Below are 18,965 nucleotides of genomic sequence, written 5' to 3' on the forward strand. Positions count from 1 at the left end.
CGGGCCCCGGCCGTTATGCTCAGGTTCGGGCGCCAACGTCCGCAGTTTGAGTTGTGGTTCTCGGTCCCGGAACTCAGGGTGTCCCCCGTCGCCTCGACGCCGGGACACGACCGGTCATTCCCGGCGTCGAGGTGCTTCGGAGGCCAGCCACCCATCAGCCGCGTCAACAACGGTCCTGGTCGCTACAGCTAGCTACTTCGACCTGAAAAGTGAGTTTCTCGGACCACCCTCTGATCAGTCCTCGATCGTCACCTGGACGCCGCGTTGGCGCAGCGCGGTCAGGGCCGACAGGTCGGTGTCCTCGTCGGACATGCAGTCGACCATGATCTTTTCCAGGTTTGGCAGGAGCGCCACGTCGACGTACGTCTCCGGGTTGAAGTAGTCCTCCTCGCCGCCCCAACCTTCGTCGATCTGCGACCAGATCTCCAGGGTCGCGTCAATGTCCAGCTCGGTGACCAGCGCCAGGTGCGCCGGCGTCAGCGGCAGCGCCCGGAACCAGTCGGCGACCTCCTCGCAGTATCCGTTGTCCTCGATCTCGTACGCGTCGAAGTTCTTGAGGAACTCGTCCCGGTCGAACTCCGGGGTGAGTACCGACCTCTCGTACATGAGGTGGTTGATGACGACGAACTTGAAGTTGTCGTCGGCGAACTCCACCCCTGGGTCGCGGGGCGGCTCGGCGGCCGGCATCGGTGTGAGCGCGTCGGCCAGCGTCGTCGCCAGCCTGCGCAGCACGGAGGTGCTCCGGCCGAGGCCGAGCAGCATCTCCGGGATCGCCCGGGTGGCGGGGGCTCGGCGCAGCGCCACCGCCAGCGGCGGCCGGTCGTTGGCGTCCGCCGTCGACAGGCCCTCATCGGTGTCGAACAGCACGTCCTCGACGAACATGTGTAGCTGTTCGTCGGTCCAGCGCTCGGCGTGCGGGCGCAGCCGGGCGGCCAGCGCCGGCAGGTCCACCCGGCCGGTGGTGACCAGCAGCGTCCGCACCTCGGCCGGATAGTCGGCCCGGCCGTTGCGGCCCGAGTGCGGCAGCGCGCCGAGCAGCGCGGCCAGCCCGCCGAGCGGGTCGGGGTGCCGCTCGAGGATCAGCTCGATCATGTCGTCCGGGTCGCCGGCGGCGTCCAGGGCGAGTAGGGCCGGGGCCAGCTCGGCCAACTCCGCCATGATCGGGTCCTGCCGGGTCGCCTGCTGGCGGACCGCCAACAGCAGGCGCGCCGAGGCTTCGATCATCCCCGCCTCCGCGAACCGGCGCAGCAACCCGAGCATCCGCTGGGCGTGGGGCGCCAGCAACGGGCCGTACGGCGAGCCCTGGCCGCTCGGGCTGGTCCACGGGTCCTGGGTCAGCACGTGCAGCAACCGCGCGGTGGTCGTCGGGTCGGCCGACTCGACCCGGTCCAGCAGCGCCGCGTACCACTCGTGGGCCACCTCGGCGTCACCCGTCGCGGCGGCCCGCCACCCTTCGTGCAGCGGCTCGTACAGCGCGTACGGGCGGGGCTGGTCCTTGACGGGTTGCCTGCCCTCGCCAGGAAACTCGGTGGCGGCCGCGTCGATGGAGGCGAGCAGCGCGGGCAGCGCGTCCAGGCCGTGGGCGCGGACCAGGTCGGCCAGGGCGCGCGCGCCGTCGATTCGGGTCGCCGGCTCGGTGGACCGCAGCTTCGTCGCCGCGCCCTCAACGGTAGGGATCATCCGCCGGATGCTACGTCGAGATCCGCCAATTCGGGAGGGTGGTGAACGGTACCTGTCGTTGCTGCGTAGTTGTTGTCGTGCCCATTGATCTGTCCCGAGGGAGCCACTACGAGCCGCCCGCCCGCCGGCTCGAGGTGACAGTGGACGGCCCGCCCGGCGCGGCGCTGAGTGCCCTGACCTTCCGGCGGACCCGTCGCCAAGAGTTGGCTCACGGCGGCGTACGGGGGTCGCAGGCGCCGGGGGTGCGCAGCCGTCGGCCGTCGCCGGGTGAGCCCTGGCGGTTGGAGATCGACCTGGACTGGCTGCCGGCCGAGGTTAACAAGATCATGGTGGCCGTGGACCTGCCGACCGACGGCCCGCCGTTCGGCAAGCTGCCGGCGCCGGTGGTGCGCGTCGCCGACCACCGCGGGGTCCAGGTCGCCGGGTTCGCGCTGACCTGGCTCACCACGGAGTACGCCGTGGACGTGTTCGACCTGTACCGCACCGATGGCCGGTGGCGGATGCACACCGACGGCGACGGGTACGCCGACGGGCTCGCCGGGTTGCTCGAGGACCACTATTTCGAGGTGTCCCCGTTCGAAGAGGCTGCGGCCGACAGCTCGGTGGCCGACGCGGGACGTGCGGTGGCGCGGATCCTCGGCGGGGCGCCGACGCAGCCGCGCGACCCGGCCGGCGACGCCGTCACGGGCGTGTATCGCCAGGTCAAGGATCGGGTCGCTGAAGTACCGGAGGAACACCATCCGGCGTACCTGCACCTCGCCGCACGGTGCGCGGGCGCCGACGGGCTGGCGGACGCGATCGCCGCGACGGCGGCCACGACCGGCCGGCGCCTGGCCTGGATGGCGGACTGGGCGGTGTGGCGCGGCCCGCTGCCCGATACCGCCCTCCACGGCCCGGTCGGGCACGTCGGGGCGCTGGCGTTCGGCCAGGTCGACGGCCGACCGCTGGTGGCGGCGATCGCGCACACCGTCATCCGCGACGGCGGCGGGGTCGGCGGGGTCCACGTGTGGGACGCGGCCACCGGGGCGCCGCTCGGCTTCGACCGCGCTGGTCACCTCGGCCCTGGCGCCGAAGGGGTGCTGGCGCTCGCGTTCGCCGAGGTCGACGGCCGGTCCGTGATCGTCACCGGGGACCTGGCCGGGACGCTGCGGGTGTGGGACCCGGCAAGCGGCACCCCGCTCGGCGGCCCGCTCGGCGGGCATCGCGGGCCAGTGCGCGCGCTGGCCGTCGGCGACCTGAGCGGCCAAACCCTGCTCGTCTCCGGCGGCGCCGACGGCGTCATCCGGCGGTGGAATCTGGCCACCGGCGGGCCGGTCGGCGAGCCGATCGGCGGGCACACCGGGCGGATCCGGGCGCTGGCCGTCATCGCCGTCGGCGGCCGACCCGTCGTCGTGTCCGGCGGCGACGACGGGGTGGTGGCGGTGTGGGATCTGCTCACCGGGCAGTCGGTCGGGCACCTGCACCGCGACGGCGGTCGGGTGTCCGCGTTGGCGTGCGGCGAGGTCGCCGGCCGGCCGGTGATCGTCTCCGCCGACGGGCAACTGATCCGGATTCACCACGCCGACACCGGGCAACCCGCCGGCTCGCCGCTGGCCGGGCACGCCGACGCGGTCCTGACCCTGGCCCTGACCGAGGTGGCCGGCCGGCCGATCCTGGTCAGCGGCGGCGCCGACAACATGGTGCGGCTGTGGGATCCGGCCGGCGGCGCCGCCCTCGGCGCGCCGATCCGGCACACCGCCGCGGTCACCAGCCTCGCCGTCGGCCGCGTCGAGGGCCGGACCGTGCTGGCGCACGGGCGGGACGGGGTGCGCCGGCTGGATCTCGACTCCCGGGTCACGCCGGCAACGCACACCGGCGACGTGTACGCGGTGGGCTACGGCGTCCGACGCGCGCGCCCGTTCCTGGCCACCGGCGGCCAGGACGGCACGGTGCGGCTGTGGGATCCGGACACGGGCGCCCCGCTCGCGCCGCCGCTGACCGGGCACACCGAGGCGGTCGTCGACGTACGGTTCGAACTGGTGGGCAGCGAGCCGGCGCTGCTCACCGCCGGAGCGGACGGTCAGCGGGCATGGGCGCCGGACAATCTGCGCCAGGCCGGCGACGCGAACCCGAACTGGAAACCGCCGTGCCTGACCGGAACGCTGCCCGACGGCAGACTGGTGTACGTGTTCATCGCCACCGAACGGAAGCGTCGAATCGGGGTCTTCGACCTGATCGGACGGGAGGCCCTGTATCAGCCGCTGCGCGGGCCTGCCGCGCGGATCCGTTCGATTGTCATGGGCGAGGTCGCGGGCCGGTGCGTGATCGCCGCCGGCAGCGACGACAACACGATCTGGCGGTGGGACGCGCTGACCGGTGAGCCGTTCGGCGCACCGCTGACCGGGCACACCGGCCCGGTATGGGGGCTGTCGCTCGGCCGGCTGCCGGGGTCGGCCGGGCCCCTGGCCGTGCTCGCCAGCGCCAGCAGCGACGGCACCGTGCGGCTGTGGGACCCGGCGACCGGCACACGGGTGGACGCCGCGCACAACGTCGCGTTCCGCACCGCCGGATACGACCTGCCCCATCGGATCGACCTGGGATCGCCGGCGTACGGCGTGGCGTGGGCTCCCCAGCCGGGTCCGACGCGGCTCGCGGCGGTCACCGAGGCGGGCACCGTGGTGCTGCGGCTACCCAGTCAGACGTTCCACGGGAGTGCGGGATGGTCGGCATGATGCGGGCCCGGTTGCAGGCGTGCCGGGACATGTTCGGGCCGGCGCCCCGGTCGTTCCCGGACGCGCGGACCACCGAATACCTGACGATCCAGCCGCCGCACTTCGTGACCGACCATCAGCCGAAGATCTCCTTCTACCGCCAGATCCTGGCCGACCAGGCCGCGCTGTGCCGGGACGGCCGGATCGTGTGGGGCTACGCCGTGCAGGCCAACAAGCTGCTCCACGAGCCGGGCGACCACGACCACCCGGCCTCCGTGATCTTCAGCCTCGATCCGGCGATGGACGCCACACCGCGGCGACTGATGACCATCGGCGAGGAGATGTTCTCGCTCAAGCGCATGCCGCAGGCGGACCGGGCCCATCAGGAGGTCGCCGACGAGCTTGGCGCGGAACGCGTGCCGACCGTGCGGCTGCCCGTGCCGGAGGCCTTCGCCGGGGCGCGTCACGTATATCTGACGAGCACCATCGTGGTCCGTGCCCACATGCCGGGCGGCTACCTGAACCACTCGCTGTTTCCGCTGCTCATCGACCCGAAGCGGACCACGTCCAACATGATCCTGCCGAGCCGGTACTGGCCGCCGGAGATGCACCGCTCACCGTTCGCCCGCAGCGGTTCGTAGCCCGGCACCTGCCGAGTATTGCGCCGGTCCTGGTAAGACGCATTCTCGGGTCATTGAGCACGCCAGCCGCCGTATCCGGATCCTCGTTGCCACTACGCACCCGAGCGCCGCGTGGATGACGCCTCGTTTCCCTGCGGCCGCTGCCCGTGGATAGCGGCCGTCGGCCGATCCCGGGGCGGGTGCGCCGGGCCTGGCACACCCGCCCCGGTGGATCATTTAGTCGCGTAGGCCCGGATCACGGTTACCGCGGCGGTGTTGCCCGCGGTGTCCGTGACGTTGACGCGCAGCGACACGAAGCCGCCCGCCGGGTTGGTGATGCGCAAGGTCCGCCGGTCGCCAGTGCCTCTGACCGTGGCCGGCTGCCACGTCTTACCGTCGTCGGTGGAGAACTCGGCGGTGAGCGCACGGTTGGCGGTGGCAGCTGAGGCGGTAGCTCGTTCGACGGTGACCGGGATGGTGAACTTGCCTGGCGGTGCGTTGTTGTGGTCGTCCAGGCGCGGACTGAACCGCACAGTGGACAGGGGCAGGACGGTGTCGCCGCTCGCGGAGGAGAAGGTCCACACACCGCTGACCGAGGTGCTCAACCGGAACGGCGCGGACCGGGTGGCGGACATCTCCAGCCGGTAGTCCTTTCGCTCGGCGGGTACCTCGAACACGCCGCTGCTGGCGTTCGCCGCGCCGAGGAGCGTGTCGCCGGCGTAGAGGGCGGTCCGTACGGTGTCCGCAGGCCCGCAACTGGACGAGTCGTAGGTGGGACCGCACCGGCTCAGGTGCCCGGAGCCGTCGCTGAACAGCGGGACGAAGACCTCGATCATGTTCTTCTTGCGGACCGGGCCCGCTGGATCGAGACCGAGCTCGCCGACCACCGAGGGCGCGAACACTCCGCGGTTCCAGTCCTCGTGGTAGGCCTTGGCCTGGAGTTGCCGCTTTGGCCCGGACGCGTGGGTGAACGTCTCCGGGAAAGACTCCGGGTCGGTTTGTATCTCCTGCTCGAATGTGCTCTGCCAGGTGGCCCCGCCGTCGGTGTTGAGGTATTCGGTGCGTTCGAACGGCAACGAGATCGGCAGGCCGACGGTCGAACCGGACAGTCGGTTCAGGGTGGGCCAATGGTACGTTTCGCCGGTTGCACCCTCCACGTCGCGGGCGTACCGGGTCTTCACTACGGCCAGCTTCGCAGCGTCGATCTTCTTGTCGAATCCGGTGTAGAAATCACCATTGCGGAAGTATGCGGTTCCGTAGGTGTACGGGCTGTCGCGGAAGCCTTCGGCGTCGTTCTTCCACTGCGCGAACACGCTGCTGACAGAGCCGAAGAACCCGTCGGGTCTCCGGTTGGAGCCGATCTGCGCGGTGAACAGGTCGCCCGGCGCTGCCGAGTCTGCCGTGAAACCCATCTGACCTGCGTCGCTGATCCAACGCGCGCTCACCGAGGCGCTGGCCTGCCGGGCGTCCGCACGGGGAGGCGTGATCTTCACCGGCCGGCCCCGTCTGGCGTCCAGAGTGATCGTCTTGTCGCGGTCGACGACCAGTTCGGTCTGCGCCAGCAAGGTGGAGCCGGCGGCCTCGTAGATCAGGCTGCCGAGGCCGTACGTTCCCTTGGGCACCAGAACCGTTTGCTCCGACTCGTAATCGAAGAATTCGGCGGAATAGCCTCGGTAGCTCAGCGGCATGAGTGCGGCCCAATGCTCGAGGTTGGGCTGGCCGTCCCGGCCGACGTGGCGGAGCGTGACGTTGTATTTCTCCACGTCGCGGTTGACCACGATCGGTGTCACGATCCGGACATCGCTGGGCGCGGTGGCCACGACCCAGCCACTCTTGAACCCGTCCGTGCCCGCGCCGCTGGTGTCGGCGGTGACCGTGGTCGTCGCGGTGCCGCCGGCCGTCACCGTGAGGCGGGTCGCTGCCAGTGAGAAGATGCCTGTGTCACCCTCGACTACGATCGTCAGGGTGACCGGCTCGGTCCCGCCGTTGCGGTAGGTGAGGGTCTTGGTGATCGGTGCGTCGTCGTCGTGCGGCCATGACTGCTGGCCGAAGTTGATGCTGCCCTCGTCGACCGACACCGTCTGACGCACTACCCGTGCCACGTCGACGCGTCCGGCGCCCTGGCCGAACACGTCTGTTCCCGCGGCCGGATTCGCGGCACCCATGAGCAGCGTCTTGCGCTGCCTCGCCGTCCAGCCGGGGTGCTGCTGGGTGACGATCGCGGCCGCGCCGGCCACGTGCGGGGTGGCCATCGAGGTGCCGCTCATGTTCGCGTACCCGTCGGGGGCCGGGTCGCCGATCGTGCCGTTCGTGGCCCGCGCCGCGGTGATGTTCACGCCGGGGGCGGTGATGTCTGGTTTGATCGCTCCGTCGCCCTGGCGCGGGCCCTGACCGGAGAACAGGGCCAGTTGATCGTCAACATCGACCGCGCCGACGGCCAGTGCTGAGTCCGCGGTAGCCGGCGAGGTGACAGTTCCGCTGCCCTGCGCGCCCCGGTTGCCGGCCGCAATCACGAAGAGGGCACCGTATTCTGCGGTGAGGTCCTCGACCGCCTGCTCCACTGGGTCGAGGCCGGCGTCGTCGTATTGGCTCAGACTGATGTTGACAACCGGGGCGGTCTGCGCGGCCCACTGCATGCCGGCCAGAAGGTCCGACTCCGCGCAATAACCGCTCTCGCCGCAGACCTTGCCGATGGCGAGCTTCGCACCCGGCGCCACGCCCTTGTACTTACCGTCCGACCCAGCGCCGTTTCCCGCGATGATCGAGGCGACATGGGTGCCGTGCCCCCTCCGGTCATCGGTGCTGGGGTCGCTGGTGAAGTTCTCGCTCGCCGCGATCTTGCCGGCGAAGTCCGGGTGAGTGGCGTCGATGCCGGAGTCGAGCACCGCCACCGTCACGCCGGTGCCGTCCAGGCCCTGCTCCCAGGCCGCCGGCGCGCCGATTTGCCGAACGCTGACGTCGAGGGCGGGTTTGAGCCGGCCATCCAGATAGACCCGCTCGACGCCCGGGCGCAACCCGCGAGCCGAAGCCGTACCGCTGGTCAGGCTGGTCCACAGTGCGGCTCGCTTGGTGCGCGGCAGGCGCATCGCGAGCAGGTCCACCTCGGCGAGATCGCGGTCGAGGCGAGCCGTCGCGCCTATCGCAGCCCGCGCGCTCGCCGGCCCCTTACTCTTACCGGTCTTCGGGTACGCCACCAGCACCGGCAATTCGGTGTCGCCGGTATAGCCGAACTCCCGCAGCATGGTGACATCGAACAGCCGCGGGTCCAGCCGACCCTGCTGAATCAGCGGCAGCGCGTCGGTGGGAACCACGTATTGATGACCGTCGGCGGTCCAGCCTACGGACCTGATGCCGGCACGGCCGGGCGCACGCTCATACGCGGTGCCATTCGCGGACACCGTTACCCGGTCACCGGTGATCAGAGTGACAACGGCGGGCTTCTCCTCTGCCTGTCTGACGGACGCCGGGACCGGTGCGGCTGCAGGCGTCGAAGGCTCGGTCCCGGCGACCGCGACCGCCGTTCCCGCGGCGAGCACAGCGGTCGTACCTACGACCAGCAGCGAAAATGGACGTCTTCGCAAGTGCATGGGATGAGTACCCTCCGTTAGGGGTTGGGGCGTTCATTACGGTTGTGGCACTGGGGAAGACAGTCGTGCTGGCGCGAACGTTGTCGTCGAGATCGATCTGTGCCCGGAAAATGCGGTCCCGTTGACAACGTTCGCGCCAGCACATCTGTCTTCCCCTGTGTGACGACCGTGATGAAGCACCGACCGACCGGGACGGCGAACGGCGCGGAGCAAGACTTCCGGCTCTTCGTCGAGGAGATCGCCGCATCGTTACACCGCACGGCGTACCTGCTGTGCGGGGACCGGTACCTGGCCGACGACCTGGTGCAGGAGGCTCTGGCCAAGGCCTACAGCCACTGGCGCAAGGTTCAACAGGCCGAGAACCCGTCCGCGTACGTGCGGCGCATCCTGATCAACGAGTCCCGCCGCAGCTGGCGCCGGAACCGGCACACCACCGCGCATCCCGACGTCAACCTGGCCGACTTCGCCGTTGACGACATGTCCGACGGCGTGGTGAACCGCGCTGAGCTGCTTCAGGCGTTGCAGTCGCTGTCCGCACGGCAGCGGGCGACCGTCGTCCTGCGATATCTCGAAGGCCTCAGCGAGCGGGAGACCGCCGCCGCCCTCGGGTGCAGCGAAGGCACCGTCAAGAGCCAGACGAGCCGGGCGTTGATCAAGCTCAAGTCCATTCTGCACCGAGGAGAGATCTGACCATGTCATACGACACCGAGGACCGCCTGAGCGCGGCCATGAACAGAATCGTCGGGGACCGGCCGTACGCGCCCGACGTCGACCAGATCGAGAGCCGCGGACGGCAGCTGCGGCGCCGCCGCCTGGCGTGGCGCGCGACCGCGGGTGGCACCTTCGCCGTGGCCGCCGTCGCGGCGGTCGCCGTGGCCACCAGCGGCACCGGGATCCAGGCTCCGGCGCCCGGCCTCGCCGCCCCGAAGCCGGCGACGTCCGGCGCGGCCGAGCAGGCTCCGCTGCTGCAACTGGTCGGCCACCTCACCACCGCCGAAGCGCCCCCCGGCGATGCCACGCTCCTGCTGCGGGACCAGATTTTCGCGGACGGCTCCAAGATCGACGTGTGGGACCTGCACGCCGACAACGGGGACTACTACTTCGCCAAGACTCGCGGCGCCCTCCCGGCACAGGTGAAGGGTAAGCGCCTGCAGGAAGGCGGGGCCGAGCGCAAGAAGGGGGTCGCGGCGGCCGAGTACGCGGCCAAAGGCGACCTGAACGAGGCCCGGAAGCGGATGGCGGTCGCCGACCTTCCCAAGAATCCCAAGGTCAAGCCGACTTTCGAGGCTCCCGGCGCCCAGCCGCCGCCGCTGTCGGCCGAGGCCAAGAAGAAGCTGAAGCTGACCAAGGGCACGTATCACCCGATCAACCGGACCGACTATCTGGTCTGGAACAACTCGCTGAGCGCGCTGCGGGACGGCGCCGGCAGCCCGGCGGTCCGCGCCGGAGTTCTGAGGCTGCTCGGGCAGATGCCCGAGGTCAAGGTCGGCAAGAGCACGCTCGGAGGTCGGCCGGTGCTCACCCTTGCCGCCGGTCCGCTGGCCACCACCAGCGACGAAGGCACCGACGAGATCCTGACGGTCGACGCCGACAACGGCTTGCCGATCAAGTTCACCGCCGGTGATTTCACCATCAACTACGAGGTGACCCGGGTGACCATCGCGGACGTCGCCCAGGGCAAATTCTGACCCGTATCAAAGCGATGGCAGGGTCGGTCCCCCCGGCCCTGCCATCGTCAGCTGCCTTTCCGCCCTACTCGATGGGTGCTGAGTTGCTGCGTCGACGACGGGCCGAAGCCGGGTCATGACCGCACCTCGTAGGGGACGCAGTCCAACAGGCCAGACTGTGGCGGGCCGCCCGAGCGGGAAGTCGGGTGCGTTGACGGCGGTCCTAGGCTGGCGGTGGGAGGGCCGCCGCATGTATTTGACCCAGGCGCTGCACACCGCGGTGCAGCAGGATGAACGGCGGCCGCTGACGGTTTTCGGGGATCGGGTGCGGTCGGTCGCCGAGTCCACCGACCGGGTGGCGCGTCTGGCCGCTGGGCTGCGCTCGTCGGGGGTCGGCCGCGGCGACCGGGTGGCGCTGCTAGGGACGAACTCGGATCGCTACCACGAGTGTCTGCTCGCGGTCGCCTGGGCGGATGCCGTCGTGGCGCCGATCAACCACCGCTGGACGGCCACGGAGATCGGTTTCGCGTTGCACGACTGCGGCGCGCGCGTCCTGATTTTCGACGAGGGTCTCGTGGCCGTCGTCGACGGGCTGGCGGACCCGCCGCTCACCGTCGTCATGGGGGACCGTGTTCCGGTCGATGTCGTCTCCTTCGAGGAGTTGGTCGCCGACCACCGGCCGATGGCCGACAGCCGCCGCGGTGGCGAGGATCTTTTCGGTGTCTTCTACACCGGCGGCACCACCGGCCGGGCCAAGGGCGTCATGTTGACCCACGCGAACGTGCTCGCGTCGGCCTGGGGAAGTCTCGCCACGGGACAGTTCGTCACGCCGGGCGGCCGACTGCTGCACGCGGCGCCGATGTTCCACCTCGCCGACCTCGCGACCTGGATCGCCGGGCTGCTCACCGCGAGCACGCACGTGATGGTGCCGGGATTCACGGCCGAGGGCGTGCTGGCGGCGGTTGAGCGGCATCGGGTGACCGACGTGCTGCTGGTGCCGACAATGATTCAGCTTCTCGTGGACCACCCGGACGCGCATCGTTTCGACGTGTCGAGTCTGCGCCGCCTGATCTACGGCGGTTCGTCCATATCGGAGGCGTTGCTGACGCGGGCACGCAAGGCGTTCCCGGGTGTGGGTTTCGTTCAGGCGTATGGGATGACCGAGCTGGCGCCGGTCGCGACCCTGCTGCTTGCCGAGGACCACGACCGGCCCGAGCTCGCGGGCTGCGCGGGGCGGGCTGCCCCGCACGCGCGGGTGCGCATCGTCGACGGCGACGGTGTGGAGGTGCCGCGGGGTGCGGCCGGGGAGATCGTCGTGCACGGCGACCATGTGATGCGCGGCTACTGGCAGCTGCCGGAGGAGACCGCCACGGCACTGCGGGACGGCTGGATGCACACCGGCGACGTCGGACGCATGGACGAGCACGGCTTCGTGGTCGTCGTCGACCGCCTCAAGGACATGATCGTCACGGGTGGGGAGAACGTCTACTCGGTCGAGGTGGAGAACGCGCTGGCGGCGCATCCGGCGGTGGCCGCCTGTGCCGTGATCGGGCTGCCGGACGAGCTGTGGGGCGAACGGGTCCACGCGATCGTGGTACGCGCCGCGGAAGCGGACGTCGCCGGTGACGAACTGCGCGACTTCTGCCGGGAGCGGCTGGCCGAGTACAAGATCCCACGCAGCGTCGAATTCGTGGCCGCCCTGCCGGTCTCGGCCGCGGGTAAAGTCCTCAAGCGTGCGCTGCGTGACCAGCGGCGCCCGCGATGAGCCTGGTGGGCCGCGACGACGATCGGGCGGTGGTCCGGTCCTTCGTCGACGAGGTTCCCGCGCGTGGCGGCGCGCTGCTGATCTCGGGGGATGCGGGGGTCGGCAAATCCGCGCTCGTCGAGGACGCCGGTTCGTACGCGGTCTCGGCCGGGCTTCGTCTGCTGCGGGCCACCGGCACGCAGTTCGAGGCGCGGGTGAGCTTCGCCGGCCTGCACCAGCTGCTGTTTCCTCTGCTGGGAATCGTCGACGAATTGGACGAGATGCCGCGTACGGCGCTGCGCAGCGCCCTCGGCCTGCAAGGCGGCGGGGTCCCGGACCGCATCATGATCTCCCATGCGGCGCTGCGGCTGCTCACCCGGGCGGCCGCCATCACCCCGGTGCTCATCGTCGTCGACGATCTCCCGTGGCTGGATCAGGCCAGCGGGCAGGTCTTCGGGTTCGTCGCCCGCCGCACGGGCGGCACCGCCGTGGGTTTCCTGGCCACCGCGCGCACCGGTGACGAGGGCTCGTTCGACGACGCCGGCCTGCGCGTGCACGAGCTCCGGCCGCTGTCCGAGGCCTCGTCCGAAGCCTTGCTCGACAGCCGGTACCCGAGGCTCGGCCTACGCCCTCGGCGACGGTTGTTGGACGAGGCCCGGGGCAATCCGCTGGCGCTGCTGGAGCTGCCGGTCGCTCTGGCATCCAAGGGCGCCGACCGGACCGGCGGCACGCTGCCGCTGACCCGGCGGCTGCAGACCGTGTTCGCCGGTCGCGTACGCGGCCTGCCGGAGCCGGCCCGGCACGCGCTGTTGTTGGCCGTCCTGGACGGCACCGGCGACCTGACCGTCCTGCCGGCCGGTGACCTGGCGGCGGCCGAGCGGGCCCAGGTGATCGCCGTCGACGGCGCCGCGGCCCGGTTGTCGTTCCGGCATCCGCTGATCAGGTCCGCCGTCGTGGAGCTTGCCACCGCCGGGCAGCGCCGGCGCGCCCACCAGATCCTCGCCGAGCGGCGCCGGGACGACCCCGCCCGCCGCGCCTGGCACCTCGCGGAGGCGAGCACCGGGCCGGACGAGCAGGTCGCCGCCCTGTTGCAGCAGGTCGCCCACGCGAACCTGTTCCGCGGCGACTCGGTCGGCGCTATCACCGAGCTGTTGCGGGCCGCCGACCTCAGTCCGGCCGGCACCGACCGGTCCAGCCGTCTGGCCGAAGCCGCCTACCTGGGCGCGATCGTCACCGGCGACCTGCGGGAGGTGCCCGCGCTGATGGACGCCGCCCGCCGTGCCGATCCCCAGCACGGCGGCTCATTGGCCGGGGCGGTGGCCGGCGCATACCACCTGCTCAACGAGGCCGGCGACGTCGACAACGCGTACCGGCTGCTGACCGGCGCGATCGAAGCCCTGCCGGATCCGGGCGACGGCTACGACAAGACGCTGATCGAGGCCCTCTACACCCTGCTCATGGTGTCGTTCTTCGGCGGGCGCGAGCAGCTGTGGCCGCCGTTGCACGCCGCGGTTGCCCGGCTACGACCCCGACCGCCGCAGCTGCTGGAGATCCTCTCCCGTACCTTCAGCGACCCGGTCCGGCTCGCCCATCCGGCGCTCGACCGGCTGGACGCCGCGATCGAGCGGCTGCGCACGGAGACCAGCCCGGCGCGCATCGTGCGGACCGCCATCGCCGCCAGCTATCTCGACCGCATCGGCGGCTGCCGGGAGCCGCTGTGGCGGGCCGTGCGCCACGGCCGGGACGGCGGGGCGGTGACCTCCGCGATCGAGGCGCTGTTCCTGCTCGGCAACGACGCCTATTTCACCGGCCGGTGGGACGATGTGCTGGCCCTCGCCGACGAGGGCCTCGCGCTCAGCCACAAGCACGACTACTCGCTGCTGCGCTGGATCGGCCACTTCCTGCGGGCCCTGGTCGCCACCAGCCGCGGCGACCACGCCAGCGGCCGCGCGCTGACCGAGCAGATGAGCCGCTGGGCGGCGCCCCGCCGGATCGGCGTCGTGGCCGCGTACACCTGGCACGTCCGGACCATCACCGCCCTGTCCCACGGCGACTTCGACGACGCGTACCGGTGTGCGAGCGCGGTCAGCCCGGCCGGACGACTGGCCTCCCACGCGCCGAACGCCCTGTGGCTGATCATGGAGATGGTCGAGGCGGCAGCCCGGTCCGGCCGGCCCGCCGAGGCCGTCGCCCACGTCGACGCCGCCCGGCAGGCCCACGTCGACGAGCTGTCGCCCCGCCTGGCCCTCATCGTCGCCGGCGCAGCCGCCATGGCCGCGGCCGACAGCGACCACGCCGACCTGTTCGCACGGGCGCTGCGCACGCCGGACGCCGACAGGTGGCCCTTCGATCTGGCCCGCATCCGCCTCGCCTACGGCGAACGCCTGCGGCGCACCGGATCGCCGGCCGAGGCGCGCGCCCACCTCACCGCCGCGGCGGACACGTTCGGCCAGCTCGGCGCCCAGCCATGGGCCATCCGGGCGGCGAACGAGCTGCGCGCCACCGGCGTTCACCGCGACCGGCCCGCCCACGACGCCGGGCTCACCGCGCAGCAATGGCAGATCGCCCAGCTGGCCGCGGCCGGACTGTCCAACAAGCAGATCGGGGAACGGCTGTTCCTGTCCGCCCGCACGGTCGGCTACCACCTGTACCAGATCTTCCCCAAGCTCGGGATCACGTCCCGGGCCGCGCTGCGCGACGCGCTCGCCGGCCTTGATCGACCGGTCATTTGACAGAGGCTCGCGCCCTGCCGCCGCTCCTACCGTCATCCCTAGATCCGCTCATCGAACGGAACGGGAGAAAACCATGGCAACAGCGAGAAACGTCGTCCTCGTGCACGGCGGCTTCGTCGACGGCTCCGGTTGGCAGAAGGTCTACCACCTGCTACGCCGCGACGGATTCGCCGTCACCGTCGTGCAGAACCCGACCCTGTCGCTCGACGGCGACGCCGAGGTCACCCGCCGGGTGCTGCAGCAACAGGACGGGCCTACTGTGCTGGTCGGCCACTCGTACGGCGGTGCGGTCATCAGCGCGGCCGGAACCCATCCTGCCGTCGCCGCGCTCGTCTACATCGCCGCGTTCGCCCCGGACAAGGGCGAGTCGGTCAACACACTGATCGCCGACCCGCCGCCCGGCGCGCCGGTGCCGCCGATCCTCCCGCCGCAGGACGGCTTCCTGTTCCTCGACCGCGAGAAGTTCGCCGCCTCCTTCGCCGGCGACCTACCGTCCGACGAGGCACAGTTCATGGCCGACTCCCAGGTCCCGTGGGGCCTCGACGCTCTCGCCGGCGCGGTCACCGAGCCCGCCTGGCGGCAGAAGCCCAGCTGGTACCTGGTCGCCACCGACGACCGGATGATCCCCCCACCCGCCCAGCGCGCCATGGCCGAACGGGCCGGCGCCACCGTCGCGGAAACCGCGGCCAGCCACTCGGTCTACCTGTCCCAGCCGCAGGCCGTCGCTGACCTGATCAAGCAGGCCGCCGGCTGACTCCACCCATCGCGCTGGCGGCATCCGAGCAGCGATGCCGCCAGCCCGACACGGACGACCAACGACCGCCGACATGGATCAGTGCCCGCGGATCCACGCGGCCAGTTGGTGGGGCTTGGCTTGGTGGACGTGTAGGTCGGTGATGGCGTAGACGATCTCGGTCGTGAACTGTTTCGGCTCGTCGAGGCGTCGGCGGCGGCGCCGGATCTGCATGGCCTGGGCGGCGTGCGGGAAGTCGATGCCGGTGGAGAGGGTCAGGGCAGACCGGCGAGTTGGGCATGTTTCTCGGCGGGCACAAGATCGACCGCCTGTCTCGCGACCGCGACCCGAAACCGCTCCGGTTAGCGGCCCTCCCGGACTGGACTCCCAACGGGCCGCGGAATTGATCGAGCGGGCCGGCACCGGCCAGGAGGGGATGACCGCCCAGGTGGTCGTCACCCCCGTCGACAGCGGAGCAACCTTCTTCGACGGCGGCCCGCCGCGTACCGCGTTGACGCGGCTGCAGGCGGAAGTACGGCGACTTCCGAACGTGCTCGACACCAGCGACCCGGCAGAGGCGCTCGACCGGGGCGCGGACGCCGCCGTCAGCGCCGGCCTGGTGTCAGCCGACGGACGGATCGCCGTCGTGCGCGTGCAGTACCCCGATCAGAGCCGGCTGTCGGTCGACGACCTCGACGCCTCGTCGACCTCGGGGACCGGCTGCGCAGCGAGATGCCGCTACGCATCGAGATGGGCGGGGACCTGTTCTTCGCCTTCTCCGACACCGGCGGCGGCACCGGCGAGCTGATCGGCCTCCTCGCTGCGACCGCGATCCTGATCCTGGCGTTCGGCTCGCTCACCGCCGCCGCGCTGCCGATCGGTATGGCGGTCTTCGGCCTCACCGTCGGCGTCGCCACGATGACGGTGCTCGCGCGGGTGACAGAGATCCCGACATTCGCACCGGTACTCGGCAGCATGGTCGGGCTGGGGGTTGGCATCGACTACGCGCTGTTCGTGCTCGTCCGGCACCGCGAGTACCTCATGCTCGGGCTCGAGCCCCACGAGGCGGCCGGGCGAGCGGTGGCCACGGCCGGGCGACCCGTCGTCTTCGCCGGCGGCACCGTCGTCGTGTCGATCCTCGGCAGGGCGGTGTCGAACGTGCCGTTCATGACGATGGGCGGGCTCGCGGTCTCCATCGTTGTGCTGATCATGGTGGTTGCGTCGGTGACGCTGCTGCCGGCCTTCCTCGGCGCCGCCGGCCCACGCCTGGCCCGAGTCGGGACGCTGGGTCGGCTGCTCGGCCGGGGTCGGCTCGGGCAGCGGCGGGGCAGCGGCGGCGGGCGCCGCGCCCGCGTCCGGCTGGCGGCGCTGGATCGGACACGTCAACCGGCATCCGGTGTCGTACGCGATCGGCGCGGCCGGGCTGCTCCTAGCCGCGACGCTGCCCGTCCTCGGCCTGCGCGTCGGGCTGCCCGACGACGGCTCGCTTCCGGAAAGCCGCACCGAACGCCGAGCGTACGACCTCGTCGCCGACGGGTTCGGCCCGGGCACCAACGGCCCTCTCATCATCGCCGTCGACCTCGCGGGCGACCCAGGATCGGCGGGCCGGGTCGCCGCAGCGGTCGCCGCCGACCCGGGCATCGCCTCGGTCGCGCCGGCGCGAGTCGATCAGGCCACGGGGATCGCGACCCTCGTAGTGTTCCCCACCACCGGACCGCAGGAGCGCGCCACGGCCGATACCGTCGCCCGGCTGCGCGCCGAGGTTCTCCCCACCGCGGTCGGGCAGGGCCCGTCGAACGCCCACGTCGGCGGTGCCGCGGCCAGCTTGTCCGATGTGGGTCGTCGCACCAGCCGACGCCTACCGATCTTCATCGGCGCTGTGCTGGCGCTGTCGTTCGTGCTGCTGATGCTGGCCTTCCGGTCGGTGCTCGTACCGCTGAAGGCGGTGCTGCTCAACCTGCTGAGCATCGGCGCGGCCTACGGCGTCATGGTCGCGGTGTTCCAATGGGGCTGGGGTGGTGCGCTGATCGGACTGGAGGCGACGGTACCGATCGTGTCGTTCATCCCCATGTTCCTGTTCGCGATCCTGTTCGGCCTGTCCATGGACTACGAGGTGTTCCTCCTGTCCCGCGTGCGGGAGGAGTACCTGCGAACCGGCGACAACGACAAGGCGATCGTGCAGGGCATCTCGGGCACCGCCCGGACGATCACCTCGGCAGCCCTCATCATGGTGGCCGGTGTTCCTGTCCTTCGCCATCGCCGACGACCCGTCGGCCAAGATGTTCGGGCTCGGCCTCGCCACCGCGATCTTCATCGACGCCACGGTGGTGCGGATGGTCCTGGTACCGGCGACCATGACGCTGCTGGGCCGGGCCAACTGGTGGCTGCCGGGATGGCTGGACCGGGTGCTACCCGGACGCCCGGCCGGCAACGACGCTGCGAGCGACGGCACGCACGCCGATCCACAGGTGCTCGCCCGGATCCACTGACGAACCCCTCGCCCGCGAGGCGCCTCCGCCCGGCCGGGCGGAGGCGCCTGAACCGGAGCCGGCCATGAAACCGACCGGACACACTTCTCGACGTGCCGCCCGTTCGAGCTTCGAAACGATTGAGGAACGTCTTGGACTCGTTCGGCGTCCAGACACTTTTGCGACCGTGGTTCTCACGATCGGCCGGCCGGGGCTGCCGGACCCCGTCGAGATTGATGCCCGGGTCCCGGAACGCTTTCATGATGACCCGGTGCACCGTGCGCACCGTCGTCGGTGACAGCGGTTTCTTCCGGTTGCCGCCTTCGCGCAGCAGCGTTTTGTACATGTCGTGGATGGCGCGCTTGTCGATGCTGTAGAGCTGCCGGCCGCCGATGTGCGGGATGACGTACATGCGGAACAGGTTGCGGTAGTTGTCCTGCGTCGTTTCCTCGACGTCGAGTTCGCGCTCGGACAGCCAGCCCGGTGCCAGCCCTCGCCACATCGGCGGACAACCGGACCGCACCGATCTGAGGATCCGCCGATCGCGTGCGTGTGGTTGCGGCGTCGTCTGAGGTCGACCCGCTTCAGGTGATTGACACCCGATAAACACCAGCGTGACGGGACGGCGATCCCCCGCACAAGCCGCTGCTGGTACATGCCGGGCGGACCCCAACCGACGCCTATCCTAACGCGCACGCCCGGCTGATCTTCTGCTCGACCATTCCTCCATCGTGGAGCACCACCTTCGACTGCAGCGAGACGTATCCCGTGGAGACCGGAATGTTGATCTTCGTTATGGAGGAGCAGCGGACGTCGGCGCGGCCGGGCGCGTACAGCCGGCTCACCGAGGCGCCGTCGGCAGAGACCAGCAGGCGGTCTCCGGTGATCAGGGTGAGCATGCGCAGGGGTTCGGCCGAGACGGCCGGCTCGCCCCCCGGGCCGGTGCCGGCGCCGTGACCAGCGCGGCCGTCAGCGCGGCGATGAGCAGGATCTTGCCTGGGCACACGGCGTCCATCCCTCGGTGGACAGCAGGAGATCAGCGCT

12 protein-coding genes and 2 pseudogenes are annotated in these 18,965 nt (G+C 71.0%); 10 read left to right on the forward strand and 4 right to left on the reverse strand.

Annotation, left to right across the window (positions count from 1 at the left end; translation table 11 throughout):
* Window positions 1-234: 234 nt before the first annotated feature.
* The gene (locus tag ACZ6TI_RS13925; RefSeq protein ID WP_465345397.1) at window positions 235-1,680 is read right to left on the reverse strand and encodes a DUF6892 domain-containing protein; all 1,446 of its coding nucleotides are present in this window, start codon (window positions 1,678-1,680) and stop codon (window positions 235-237) included.
* 77 nt (window positions 1,681-1,757) lie between these two features.
* On the opposite strand from ACZ6TI_RS13925, the gene ACZ6TI_RS13930 reads away from it, so the two are divergent.
* Window positions 1,758-4,391: a TerD family protein gene (locus tag ACZ6TI_RS13930; protein WP_465345398.1), complete on the forward strand. Its 2,634-nt coding sequence runs from the start codon at window positions 1,758-1,760 to the stop codon at window positions 4,389-4,391.
* Entirely contained in the window at window positions 4,379-5,011 is a 633-nt protein-coding gene (locus ACZ6TI_RS13935) for a hypothetical protein (RefSeq protein ID WP_465345399.1), read from the forward strand. The genes ACZ6TI_RS13930 and ACZ6TI_RS13935 overlap by 13 nt, the downstream gene beginning before the upstream one ends.
* Window positions 5,012-5,223: 212 nt before the next feature.
* On the opposite strand, the gene ACZ6TI_RS13940 is transcribed toward ACZ6TI_RS13935, so the two are convergent.
* Window positions 5,224-8,301: a S8 family peptidase gene (locus ACZ6TI_RS13940; RefSeq protein ID WP_465345400.1), complete on the reverse strand. Its 3,078-nt coding sequence runs from the start codon at window positions 8,299-8,301 to the stop codon at window positions 5,224-5,226.
* Between the two features lie 435 nt (window positions 8,302-8,736).
* Here ACZ6TI_RS13940 and ACZ6TI_RS13945 point away from each other — a divergent pair, with 435 nt between their 5' ends.
* The 8 genes and pseudogenes from ACZ6TI_RS13945 (at window position 8,737) to ACZ6TI_RS13980 (ending at window position 18,010) form a co-directional block, all read left to right on the forward strand.
* Window positions 8,737-9,267: a SigE family RNA polymerase sigma factor gene (locus ACZ6TI_RS13945; protein ID WP_465345401.1), complete on the forward strand. Its 531-nt coding sequence runs from the start codon at window positions 8,737-8,739 to the stop codon at window positions 9,265-9,267.
* Between the two features lie 2 nt (window positions 9,268-9,269).
* A complete protein-coding gene (locus tag ACZ6TI_RS13950) occupies window positions 9,270-10,265 on the forward strand; it encodes a hypothetical protein (RefSeq protein WP_465345402.1) in 996 nt (331 codons plus the stop codon).
* 229 nt (window positions 10,266-10,494) lie between these two features.
* Window positions 10,495-12,009, forward strand: a complete 1,515-nt coding sequence (locus tag ACZ6TI_RS13955) for a long-chain-fatty-acid--CoA ligase (protein WP_465345403.1) — start codon at window positions 10,495-10,497, stop codon at window positions 12,007-12,009.
* Window positions 12,006-14,720, forward strand: a complete 2,715-nt coding sequence (locus ACZ6TI_RS13960) for an ATP-binding protein (protein WP_465345404.1) — start codon at window positions 12,006-12,008, stop codon at window positions 14,718-14,720. The genes ACZ6TI_RS13955 and ACZ6TI_RS13960 overlap by 4 nt, the downstream gene beginning before the upstream one ends.
* A gap of 73 nt (window positions 14,721-14,793) precedes the next feature.
* Window positions 14,794-15,474 carry an alpha/beta hydrolase gene (locus ACZ6TI_RS13965; RefSeq protein ID WP_465345405.1) on the forward strand — a complete coding sequence of 227 codons (681 nt, stop codon included), beginning with the start codon at window positions 14,794-14,796 and terminating at the stop codon, window positions 15,472-15,474.
* A 415-nt stretch (window positions 15,475-15,889) separates the two neighbouring features.
* A complete protein-coding gene (locus ACZ6TI_RS13970; RefSeq protein ID WP_465345406.1) occupies window positions 15,890-16,261 on the forward strand; it encodes a hypothetical protein in 372 nt (123 codons plus the stop codon).
* Window positions 16,204-16,659 (forward strand): annotated as a pseudogene (locus tag ACZ6TI_RS13975) (MMPL family transporter); the annotation flags it as partial. The gene ACZ6TI_RS13970 and the pseudogene ACZ6TI_RS13975, both read left to right, overlap by 58 nt.
* A 190-nt stretch (window positions 16,660-16,849) precedes the next feature.
* Window positions 16,850-18,010, forward strand: a complete 1,161-nt coding sequence (locus tag ACZ6TI_RS13980; protein ID WP_465345407.1) for an MMPL family transporter — start codon at window positions 16,850-16,852, stop codon at window positions 18,008-18,010.
* A 254-nt stretch (window positions 18,011-18,264) separates the two neighbouring features.
* Here the strand turns inward: ACZ6TI_RS13980 and ACZ6TI_RS13985 are convergent.
* Window positions 18,265-18,423 (reverse strand): annotated as a pseudogene (locus tag ACZ6TI_RS13985) (tyrosine-type recombinase/integrase); the annotation flags it as partial.
* A 178-nt stretch (window positions 18,424-18,601) separates the two neighbouring features.
* Complete coding sequence (locus ACZ6TI_RS13990) at window positions 18,602-18,820, reverse strand: hypothetical protein (RefSeq protein ID WP_465345408.1); 219 nt, start codon at window positions 18,818-18,820, stop codon at window positions 18,602-18,604.
* Between the last annotated feature and the right edge of the window lie 145 nt (window positions 18,821-18,965).

Source organism: Actinoplanes sp. NPDC051388, assembly GCF_055586225.1.

Excerpts from the sequence above, each read along its gene's own strand:
- ACZ6TI_RS13925 (WP_465345397.1), bottom strand. The coding sequence starts at position 1,680 with ATGATCCCTACCGTTGAGGGCGCGGCGACGAAGCTGCGGTCCACCGAG.
- ACZ6TI_RS13935 (WP_465345399.1), top strand. The coding sequence starts at position 4,379 with ATGGTCGGCATGATGCGGGCCCGGTTGCAGGCGTGCCGGGACATGTTC.
- ACZ6TI_RS13950 (WP_465345402.1), top strand. The coding sequence starts at position 9,270 with ATGTCATACGACACCGAGGACCGCCTGAGCGCGGCCATGAACAGAATC.
- ACZ6TI_RS13955 (WP_465345403.1), top strand. The coding sequence starts at position 10,495 with ATGTATTTGACCCAGGCGCTGCACACCGCGGTGCAGCAGGATGAACGG.
- ACZ6TI_RS13960 (WP_465345404.1), top strand. The coding sequence starts at position 12,006 with ATGAGCCTGGTGGGCCGCGACGACGATCGGGCGGTGGTCCGGTCCTTC.
- ACZ6TI_RS13965 (WP_465345405.1), top strand. The coding sequence starts at position 14,794 with ATGGCAACAGCGAGAAACGTCGTCCTCGTGCACGGCGGCTTCGTCGAC.
- ACZ6TI_RS13970 (WP_465345406.1), top strand. The coding sequence starts at position 15,890 with ATGACCGCCCAGGTGGTCGTCACCCCCGTCGACAGCGGAGCAACCTTC.
- ACZ6TI_RS13990 (WP_465345408.1), bottom strand. The coding sequence starts at position 18,820 with ATGCTCACCCTGATCACCGGAGACCGCCTGCTGGTCTCTGCCGACGGC.